Raw genomic sequence first — 2,049 nt, forward strand, 5'->3', positions numbered from 1 at the left:
CTTCTATCTCTAAAGTTTTCAAGGAAGCAAAGAGGTCTCCTTTACTCTTATAGATAGTTTTTCTTATATTTTCTGTTTTATCTTTGAGTTTATAGCTAGTTTTGTCATATATATCAGTATTAAAAATCTGCTTTAGTATCTCTGATTTTTCTTTGGAATTGGATTTAATAAATTCACTAAAAGAACCTTGAGCTAGCATAATTATCTTTTTAAACTGTTCGTAATCTAGTTTTATAATATCTTCTTCGATGAATTTATTTACCTCTTTAGTTTTGGTTTTTATCTCATCTTTAAATTCAATCTCTACCCGTTCACTTTTTTTATCAAGTTTATTGTTTCTATTGATATACTCATATGCAGGACTTCTTCTCACACGGTATTCAATACCATCTAGATCAAATGTATATTCTACATATGCTTTAGATTTTTCCTTATCATCTATATAGTCACAGATGATACCATTTTTCTTTTCACTATCATCAAAATTTACTTTTCCAAATAGAGAATAGGTAATCCCATCAAATATAGATGTTTTTCCTGCTCCTGTAGATCCAGTAATAAGAAATAATCCCTCCTCATTGAGTTTAGAAAAGTCAAGATCGATTTCACTAGCATAGGGACCAATTCCCATCATCTTAAGTCTTATAGGTCTCATTAAAGTGCTACCTCCTTGATTTCATTGAGAATATTTCTTAGTTGCTCCATCTCCTCACTATTTATTTTGACTCCTACACTTTGAGCTAAATCTTCTAATAGTTCATCAATCGGGATGTTATGGATCTCTTTGGAGGAGTGATCTTTATGGATAGAATCAGTAGTTGGAATCTCTATTCCTAATTCCATTATCTGAGAATATCTACTTCTAAGTTTATTCATGGCATCTAAGACACTTTCAGTGAGAGTGATCTTGAGATATGCATTACAGTCTATATTAGCTTTCATAATTTCTTCAAAAGTACCTTTTAATTCAATCATAGGATATCTATCTTTTATTTCAATTTGTTCTAAATCAAATTTATCTTTATCAATATCTATGATAGTCAGTGATTTTTTTTGATTTTTTTCAGAAAAAGAATATTTTATAGGAGAACCTGCATATCTAACCCTTTCACTTTTAACTTTTCGGTTACCATGAAGATGGCCTAAAGCTGTATAATCAAAATCTAAAAAATATTTTTCAGCAACAGATTCCTTTCCTCCTATAGCTAAGGGTTTTACAGAATCTTCCTTTTCAATTTCTTTTTCATCATCACCACTGCCAATAACAAACCCATGGTAGAGGGCTATATTAACTCTACTACTATCTAAATTTTTAGTCGCTTCACCTGCAATAAATTTCATAGTATCATCATAGGTAGAGATAACTAATTCCCTTTCTTCTATAATAGTTTCAAATTTTTTTCTTATTGTAGCAGGGGTAACAAAGGGCATCAAATAAAAATCAAAATTATTTATACTTATTTTATTTACTAATTTTTTATATTCTCCAAGGATATAAAGACCTTGTTTTGCAAGTATTTCTCCTGAAAAATCAAGTCTTGTAGGACTGTCGTGATTACCACTAATGGCAATTACACGAATATTTAATACATTGATTAAATGTGACAGGAAATCATCTAATAATTGGGTAGCTTCCTCTGATGGAACAGACCTATCATAGATATCACCTGCAATTAGAACAGTTTCTACTTTATATTTTAAAATTGTGCTATATATTTGTTTTAAAATATCCTTTTGATTTTCAATCATAGAATACCCATTAACTTTTTTTCCAATATGAAGATCACCTAGGTGCATTATTTTCATATTACCTCCTCTAACATCTCTTATTTAAGATAATGATACCAATAAAAAAATTAAAAAGCAATGTGATATTGTATTCAGATAAGCACAACTCATGGTAACTTCTTAGATAATAAAAAAATCTTCCGTATAGGAAGATTTTTTATTATTTAGGAAATTATAAATTTCAAGATATGCAAAAAAAATAAATTGTTTAGTCAAATGATAAAGAATTTTCGGTAAAAAATTTATTTCAAAGGATAATAT

The 2,049-nt window shown here is 28.6% G+C and carries 2 protein-coding genes; both read right to left on the reverse strand.

Annotated features, from left to right (window positions below; genetic code table 11):
• The coding region (locus WBG30_RS13835; protein ID WP_424505244.1) for an AAA family ATPase at positions 1-655 on the reverse strand (655 nt) is incomplete at its 3' end.
• Positions 655-1,806, reverse strand: coding sequence for an exonuclease SbcCD subunit D (locus WBG30_RS13840; protein ID WP_424505245.1), 1,152 nt, complete (start codon positions 1,804-1,806; stop codon positions 655-657). The genes WBG30_RS13835 and WBG30_RS13840, both read right to left, overlap by 1 nt.
• Positions 1,807-2,049: the final 243 nt, after the last annotated feature.

This window comes from Psychrilyobacter sp., from assembly GCF_049671765.1.
GTDB lineage: Bacteria > Fusobacteriota > Fusobacteriia > Fusobacteriales > Fusobacteriaceae > Psychrilyobacter.